A 6,483-nucleotide genomic window follows, 5' to 3' on the forward strand; every position below is an offset into this window, starting at 1 on the left:
TCAGCCCTGGTCGTCCTCCCCGATTTCCAGGGTCTCCAGGATGATCTCGGCCACCTGTTTCATCGTCGTCCGCCGGTCCATCGCCGCTCGCTGGATCCACTTGAACGCCTCCGGCTCGGTCAGGCCCTGCCTCTGCTGCAACATGCCTTTCGCCCGATCCACCAGCTTGCGGGTCTCCAGCCGCTCGGAGAGGCCGGCGACCTCCGCTTCCAGCGCGGTGATCTCGCCGGACCGGCTCACCGCCAGTTCGATGGCCGGAACCAGGTCCACCGCCGAGAACGGCTTGGTCAGGTAGGCCATCGCGCCGGCGTCCCGCGCCCGCTCGACCAGGTCGCGCTGCCCGAACGCGGTGAGCACCACCACCGGCGCGATGCGCTTTCCGGCGATCTCCGATGCCGCGTCGATCCCATCCCGACCGGGCATCTTCACGTCCATGATCACCAGGTCCGGCTGCAGCTGCTCGGCCAGCTCGACCGCCTCCTGGCCGTCGCCTGCCGTCCCCACCACCTGGTAGCCCTCGTCCCGCAGCATCTCCGCCAGGTCCAGCCGGATCAGCGCCTCGTCTTCGGCGATCAGCACCCGATACGCCGGGCGGGCATCGGGGGCGGTCGCCGAGTCGGTGGTCATTACGCCATTGTGGCCCGTGGGATCGCCGCAGGCGACCACATGACCGAACACAGTTCAGTGATCTTCGGCGCATCGGCCGCCGACATCGCCATCGTCTAAGGTGGGAACCCGCGTACCCGGCATACGCACGACAGGCCCTCGTATCCCAACTGGCAGAGGAAACGGACTCAAAACCCGTCCAGTGTGGGTTCGAATCCCACCGAGGGCACCCAAAACGAAGCTCGGGGCGGCCGGCACGCCGGGTTAGGCTGGCAACGTGACGGTCAGGCGCATCCGCGCTGCGTCGGTCGAGGCCAAGAGCGCCTACCGGCGGTCGCACTGCGTTCCGGCCCGCACCCGGCACTACGGCGACCGGGTGTCCCGGCGGCTGGGCATCCTGAAGGTCGCGGCCGGCATCGCCACCGCCATCAGCGGCGGCTTCGGCATCCTGCATCTCTGCACCAATCCCGCCACCTGGTGGGTCGGCGTCGTCAACCTGGCCGCCGCCGCGGTCTTCGCCGTGATCCCGCTGCTGGACCGCTACGGCGAGTTGGCCGCGCCGCTGACCTTCGTCTGCGTCGCCTACCTGACGACGGTCACCGTCTGCTGGGAGCTCGGCACCGATTCCGGCCTGCAGTTCTACCTGCTGGCCGCGGCGTCGATCGCGCTGCTGATCATCGGCGTCGAGCACATCGCCCTCGCGGTGACGGTGGCCGCCGCCGGAGCCGGCCTGGCGATCGCCCTGGAGTTCCTGGTCCCCGCCGACACCGGGGTTCAGTCGCCGTGGCTGCTGACGACGGGTTTTGTGCTGGTGACGTCCACCGCATGCCTGATCGTGGTGGCGACGGTCTGGTACGCGATGCGGGAGGTCGCTCGCGCCGAGGTCGCGATGGAGGCCGAGTACGAGCGGTCCGAGGCATTGCTGACCAACATCCTGCCCGCCACCGTCGCCGGGCGGCTCAAGGACCCAGTCGGTGGACGTCATCGCCGACCGCTACGCCGACGCGTCGATCCTCTTCGCCGATATCGCCGATTTCACCCGCCGGGCCAGCCAGACCGATCCGGACCAACTGGTCGTCTTCCTCAACCGGCTCTACACCGACCTGGACCGGCTGGTCGACCGGCACGGCCTGGAGAAGGTCAAGACCAGCGGCGACTCCTACATGGTGGTCAGCGGCGTGCCGGACCCGGTACCGGATCACCTGGCGGCGCTGGCCCGGCTCGCCCTGGACATCGCCGACACGGTGGCGGGCCTGCGCGACCCGCTGGGCCGACCGGTCTCGCTGCGCATCGGGCTGGCCGCCGGCCCGGTGGTGGCCGGCGTGGTCGGGGCAAGCCGGTTCTTCTACGACGTCTGGGGGGACGCGGTCAACCTGGCGTCCCGGATGGAGTCGACCGACGCCGAAGGCCGCATCCAGGTGCCCCAGGACGTCTACCAGCGGCTCAGTGACCGGTTCATCTTCGAGGAGCGCGGCGATGTCGACGTCAAGGGCAAGGGCGTCATGCGGACCTGGTTCCTGGTCGGCGAGCGGGCCCGCCGCGGTGATCGCCCGCTGCCGCAGCCGGCGCTGACCATCTCCACGCACTGATTGCCGGGGGCGAATTGCGGTGCCGGTAAGGTGCCGACTGGTGCCCGACCGAGGAGGAATTACGTGGCGAAGCTCGCTGCCGTGCTCGGGTCGCTGATCGGACTGGCCTTCACCGCTAACGGATACCGGCCGTTGGCCAGGAACGGCTACCGATCGCTGGCCGCCTTCGGCTTCGGCCTGTTCGCATCCGAACTGCCGCGGTATGCCATCGCCGGCCAGGCTGTCGCGCTGGCGGCGTCGTCCCGCCGGCTGTCTCCGCCGGTGCGCCGGTTCGGTTGGGCGGTGTCGGCGATCTCCTGGCTCGGGCTGGCCAGACTCAACCGGCTCGGCCGCGGCTCCGGCGTGCCGCTGGCCGCCGCGCTGGACGCGGGGTTGGGTGCAGACCGGCGCGTCGACCCGGCCGGCATCTGGACTCGACCCGCTGGCGCGGTCAGCACGAAGACGCCCGGCGCGCTGCGGATGTTGACGATCTACCGCGACTACACCCACCACCGCAACATCAGCTACGGCGGGTACGGCCGGATGAACCTGCTCGACGTCTGGCGCCGCCCCGACCTCGACCGCAACGGGCGCGCTCCGGTGCTGCTGCAAGTTCCCGGCGGTGCTTGGATGCTGGGAAGCAAACGCGGACAAGCGCATCCGTTGATGAGCCACCTCTGCGAGCAGGGCTGGATCTGCGTCTCCATCAACTACCGGCTCAGTCCGCGGTCGACCTGGCCCGACCACATCGTCGACGTCAAACGGGCGATCGCCTGGACCAAGGAGCACATCGCCGAATACGGCGGGGACCCGGACTGGATCGCGATCACCGGCGGCTCGGCCGGTGGTCATCTGAGCTCCCTGGCGGCACTGACTCCCAACGAGCCGCAGTTCCAGCCCGGCTTCGAAGCCGCGGACACCAGCGTTCGGGCGGCGGTGCCGTTCTACGGCGTCTACGACTTCACCCGCCGGGACGCCTCGATGCACCCGATGATGGTGCCGATGCTGCAGGCGTACGTCTTCAAACAGAGCCGCCGCCGCTCCCCGGACATCTACCGGGCGGCCTCGCCGATCAACTACGTCTCCCCCGACGCGCCGCCGTTCTTCGTTCTGCACGGCAGCAACGACTCGCTGATACCGGTGCAGCAGGCCCGCGACTTCACCGCCCGACTGCGCGAGGTCAGCCGCGAGCCGGTGGTGTACGCCGAACTACCCTGCGCCCAGCACGCGTTCGACATCTTCGCCTCACCGCGATCCGCACACGCGGCGATTGCGGTGGAGCAGTTCCTCGCCGAGATCTATGCCCCGCAGCGCGCCGCGCGTCGGTCCGCCTGAACCGCACAAACAGCCGAAGAGCCATTTCCGCCACCCGTTGTGTGGCACACTTCCGGAATGAAATCCGATACCGCACCGACACTGCTCCCCCATTTGTGGAAATCCACCCTGGTATCCGGCGTTCTGGCGCTGATCCTGGGCGTCCTGGTGCTGGCCCGGCCGGGCGAATCCATCATCGTCGCCGCAATTCTGTTCGGCATCTACCTGCTGGTAACCGGTGTTGCGCAAGTGATCCTCGCATTCAGCCTGCCCGTCGTGTCCGCCGGCGAGCGGGTGCTGCTCTTCATCAGCGGCGCTGCCGCGCTGATCCTGGCGATCTTCTGCTTCCGCCATTTCAACGCCGACGACGAGGGCTACGCGGTGCTGCTGCTTAGCATCTTTGTCGGTATCGGGTTCATCTTTCGCGGTGTGGCCACCGTCGCCGCCGGGATCAGTGATCCGCAACTGCCGGGCCGCAGCTGGCAGATCTTCCTGGGGGTGCTCACTCTGCTGGCCGGCGTGGTGATGTTGGCGTACCCGTTCACCTCACTGGTGGCGCTGGCGTTCGCGGTCGGCGTCTGGCTGATCGTGATCGGGGTCTTCGAGATCGTCACCGCGTTCGGCATCCGGCGCACGTCGAAGACATTGTCCAGTCTGGTGTCCGGGCCGGCCTGACCCGTCATCTCCCCCATCCGACGAAGCGGGAAGCAGCCATGACCGAACCCACCGACCAACCCGGAGACGTCCCCGAAGTGCCGCCGCCACCGCCCGGTGGCTATCCGCCGCCGCCGGCTGGGGGTTATCCGCCGCCGCCCCCGCCCGGTGGCTATCCGCCGCCCGTAGCCGGCGGTTATCTGCCGCCCTACCCCGGGTATGCCGCGACGCCGAGAAACGGTCTCGGTATCGCCGCGCTGGTGCTGGGCGTGATCGCCGTCCCGGCCTGCATGACGCTTTTCGGGGGTGTGCTTCTGGGCATCGTCGCCGCGATACTCGGCTTCCTCGGCTGGAGCCGCGCCAAGAGCGGCGAGGCGGACAACGGAGGCGTGGCGATCGCGGGTGCGCTGCTCGGCGTCGTCGCGGTCGTGATCTCGATCGGCTTGGCCGTGTTCGGCATCAGCTTTTTCAAATCCATCGGTGGCGGAGACTATGTGCACTGCATGCAGCAGGCCGGCGACGACACGGCGGCCCAAAACGCCTGCGCGGAGAAGTTCCAGCAGCGGATCGAGGACAAATACAGCATCACCCTGACGCCGATGCCGACCCCCTGATCGGCTCAGCGTCATCGGGGGAAGTGCTTCACCAAACCCTCCTGCACCACGGTGGCGACCAACTCCCCGGACCGGTCGAAGAAGTGTCCGGTGCCCAGACCCCGGGAATCCGTGGCCACCGGAGACGACGTCGAATACAGCATCCAGTCGTCGAACCGCACCCGGCGGTGAAACCACATCGAGTGGTTGGCGCTGGCCGCGAAGATCCGGTCGAACCCCCAGGACAGTCCGTGGGTGGTGATGATCGAATCCAGCACGGTGGTGTCCGATGAATACACCATCGCCGCGGTGTGCAGCACCGGGTCGTCGGGCAGCTCCCCGTCGGCCTTCATCCAGACCCGGTTGTACTCGAGCCGGCTCCCCTTGTCCCGCATCACCCAGGACGGATCGTTGGTGTAGCGCCATTGGATCGGCTGCAACGCGTTGACGAAGAGCGGCACCACATCCTCGTAGCCGCGGAGCAGCTGCTTGAGCGGCGGAACGCTCTCTGGCTCGGCGACCTGCGGCGGCTGAATGCCGTGCTCAAGGCCGCTGCCGCCGGAGAGATACGAGACCATCGCCGAGGCCAGCAGCACCCCGCCCTGCAAGGCGTCCACCCGGCGGTTGGCGAAGCGCCGCTCGTCTCGCAGCCGCACCACCCGGAATTCGATGTCTGCTCCGGTGTCGCCGCCGTTGACGAAGTGCACCGAGAGCGCGTTGGGCGGCAGCGGACGGGCCAGGGTGCGGCTGCTGGCGACGAACGCCTGCGCCATCAGCTGGCCGCCGAAGGTCCGGGGCGGGTTCTTGCTCGGATGGCCGCCGGTGAACACGTCGTCGTCGACCGGGTCGAGGTCGAGCAGGGCGAGCAGTTCGGTGAAGTCCGCGTTCGGGTCGTCCGGGTGGTCGGTGCCGGCCACTAAAGGTCGTCCTCGCCGATTCGGTGCACATGGATCATGTTGGTGGAGCCGATGGTTCCCGGCGGTGCGCCGGCGACGATCACCACCAGGTCGCCGCGCTGGTAGCGGCCCAGCTCGAGCAGCAGTTTGTCCACCTCGCGGATCATCTGGTCGGTGGTGCGCATCTGCGGGACGATGAACGTCTCGGTCCCCCAGGTCATCGCGAGCTGGTTGCGCACCTCGGGCAACGGGGTGAACGCCAACAGCGGCAGCGGCGTGTGCAGTCTGGCCAGCCGGCGCACCGTGTCGCCGGATTGGGTGAATGCGACCAGCGCCTTGGCGTCGAGCCGTTCACCGATGTCGCGGGCGGCATACGAGATCACGCCCCGCTTGGTGCGGGGCAGATGCGCCAGCGGCGGGGCCGCGGTGGAGTTGTCTTCGACCGCACAGACGATCCGGCTCATCGTCCGCACGGCCTCCAGCGCGTGTTTGCCGACAGCGGTCTCCCCGGACAGCATCACCGCGTCGGTCCCGTCCAGGACGGCGTTGGCGACGTCGGACGCCTCGGCGCGGGTCGGCCGGAAGTTCTCGATCATCGACTCCAGCATCTGGGTGGCGACGATCACCGGCCGGGCGTTCTCCCGAGCCACCTGGATGGCCCGCTTCTGCACCAGCGGCACCTCTTCCAACGCCAGCTCGACACCGAGATCGCCACGGGCGACCATCACCCCGTCGAATGCCAGCACCACCGCCTCCAGGTCGTCGATGGCCTCCGGCTTCTCCAGTTTGGCGATCACCGGCACCCGACGCCCGCAGCGGTCCATCACCTGGTGGACCAGTTCCGCGTCGGAC

General features: G+C 68.5%; 6 protein-coding genes, 1 tRNA gene and 1 pseudogene. 5 read left to right on the forward strand and 3 right to left on the reverse strand.

Going from position 1 to position 6,483, the window contains the following annotated elements:
• Entirely contained in the window at positions 1–627 is a 627-nt protein-coding gene (locus tag AC2VNT_RS10955; protein ID WP_486946878.1) for an ANTAR domain-containing response regulator, read from the reverse strand.
• Positions 628–761: 134 nt separating this feature from the next.
• Between AC2VNT_RS10955 and AC2VNT_RS10960 the strand changes: the two genes are divergently transcribed.
• The 5 genes and pseudogenes from AC2VNT_RS10960 to AC2VNT_RS10980 all read left to right on the forward strand — a co-directional run bounded on the left by AC2VNT_RS10960 (position 762) and on the right by AC2VNT_RS10980 (position 4,756).
• Positions 762–835, forward strand: a tRNA-Leu gene (locus AC2VNT_RS10960).
• 63 nt (positions 836–898) lie between these two features.
• Positions 899–2,195 (forward strand): annotated as a pseudogene (locus tag AC2VNT_RS10965) (adenylate/guanylate cyclase domain-containing protein).
• 63 nt (positions 2,196–2,258) lie between these two features.
• Positions 2,259–3,509: an alpha/beta hydrolase fold domain-containing protein gene (locus tag AC2VNT_RS10970; RefSeq protein WP_486946879.1), complete on the forward strand. Its 1,251-nt coding sequence runs from the start codon at positions 2,259–2,261 to the stop codon at positions 3,507–3,509.
• A gap of 81 nt (positions 3,510–3,590) precedes the next feature.
• Positions 3,591–4,163 (forward strand): HdeD family acid-resistance protein, encoded by a 573-nt coding sequence (locus tag AC2VNT_RS10975; protein WP_486946883.1) that lies wholly within the window; start codon positions 3,591–3,593, stop codon positions 4,161–4,163.
• Positions 4,164–4,201: 38 nt separating this feature from the next.
• On the forward strand, positions 4,202–4,756 hold the full coding sequence (locus AC2VNT_RS10980) for a DUF4190 domain-containing protein (RefSeq protein ID WP_486946880.1): 555 nt from the start codon (positions 4,202–4,204) through the stop codon (positions 4,754–4,756).
• Positions 4,757–4,767: 11 nt separating this feature from the next.
• Here the strand turns inward: AC2VNT_RS10980 and AC2VNT_RS10985 are convergent, their stop codons facing one another.
• Together AC2VNT_RS10985 and AC2VNT_RS10990 are read right to left on the reverse strand one after the other, a co-directional pair.
• Complete coding sequence (locus AC2VNT_RS10985) at positions 4,768–5,652, reverse strand: acyl-CoA thioesterase domain-containing protein (RefSeq protein ID WP_486946881.1); 885 nt, start codon at positions 5,650–5,652, stop codon at positions 4,768–4,770.
• Positions 5,652–6,483: pyruvate kinase (locus AC2VNT_RS10990; RefSeq protein WP_486946882.1), on the reverse strand; the 832-nt coding region annotated here is incomplete at its 5' end. The genes AC2VNT_RS10990 and AC2VNT_RS10985, both read right to left, overlap by 1 nt.

It is taken from the genome of Mycobacterium sp. TH-M15 (genome assembly GCF_057473705.1).